Here is a 1,357-nt window from a genome sequence, read left to right as displayed (position 1 = left end):
GGGTCTGTCAAGATTTTTGTGTAAACTCATGACAAGGAAATCCCCCGAGGGGGATTTGGCGGCTTAACGCAAGTGGTTGCCCACCCGTTCCGGAAAGAAGACGGAAAGCTGAAGCAGCATCTGGCCCCAGTTCTGTACTCGACCTGTCCATTTGCGGGTGACATCCATCGTCGCCAGATAAAGCATTTTGAGCAAGGCTTCGTCCGTAGGGAAAATGCTCTTTCCTTTCGTCACTTTACGAAGCTGCCGGTGGTAGCTTTCAATCATGTTTGTGGTGTAGATGAGTTTGCGAATTTCAGGCGGGTACTTGAAGAAGGTCGAAAGCTCCTCCCAGTTATTCCGCCAGGAACGAACAATGAGCGGATACTTGGTGCCCCAAACCTCTTCAAACCGGTCAAGTTCGAGGAGTGCTCCTTCCTCTGTCGCTGCTTTGTAAATGGGCTTCAGATCGGCGGTAACCTTCTTGAGATCCTTGTACGATACGTAACGGGTGGAGTTTCGGATCTGATGAATGATACACTTCTGAATCTCGGTCTTCGGATAACAGGCGGAAATCGCTTCAGAGAAACCATTCAGGTTGTCTACGCAGATGATGAGAATATCCTGAACGCCACGGTTCCTCAGGTCATTCAGCACGCTGAGCCAGAACTTGGAGGTTTCATTCTCACCAATCCACATGCCCAGCACATCCTTGTTTCCATCCAGATCGATACCAATGACCATGTAGGCCGCCTTGTTCACGATGGCTCCGTCCTGCTTCACTTTGAAGTGGATGGCATCCATGTAGACAACCGCGTACACGCCCTGCAAAGGCCGGTTCTGCCATTCTTTAATGAGCGGCACGATCTTATTCGTGACATTGGAAATGAGCGTAGGCGAAACCTCAATACTGTACAGGTTCTGTAAATGATCCTGAATTTCACGCGTACTGACGCCTTTGGCGTAAAGAGCAATAATCTGGTCTTCGATGCCCGTCACGTTTTTCTGGTGCTTCTGCACAACAACTGGCTCGAACTCGCTCATCCGGTCCCGGGGAACATGGATCTCCTGCTCTCCATATTCGCTGACGACTGTCTTTTTGCTTTTGCCATTACGGCTGTTTGGCGTCAGCTTGGCCTTGACCTCATGTTTCTCGTAGCCCAGGTGTGTGTCCATCTCGGCTTCCAGCATCTCCTGGAGCGTTTCCGCAAACAGTTCTTTCAGAGCGTTCTGCGCATCCTGTGCCGTAACCAGTTTGTTCTCCTTGATGAACGCCCGCAGTTGTTCCTTTGACCAAAGTCCCATGTGTTCTCCCCAACCTTTCTATTACTTCCATTTTAATGGGTTTAGGAGTTTACACAAATTATTTTACAGACTC

At 49.6% G+C, this 1,357-nt stretch carries 1 protein-coding gene; it reads right to left on the bottom strand.

Going from position 1 to position 1,357, the window contains the following annotated elements:
- Nucleotides 1–63 precede the first annotated feature (63 nt).
- Nucleotides 64–1,284, bottom strand: coding sequence for an IS256 family transposase (locus MJ257_RS24545; protein ID WP_240271794.1), 1,221 nt, complete (start codon nt 1,282–1,284; stop codon nt 64–66).
- Nucleotides 1,285–1,357: the final 73 nt, after the last annotated feature.

This window comes from Paenibacillus timonensis (assembly GCF_022427145.1).
GTDB classification, from domain to species: Bacteria; Bacillota; Bacilli; order Paenibacillales; family Paenibacillaceae; genus Fontibacillus; species Fontibacillus timonensis.
The sequence above is the reverse complement of the archived record's forward strand: the minus strand, read 5'-3'. Positions and strand labels throughout refer to the sequence as shown.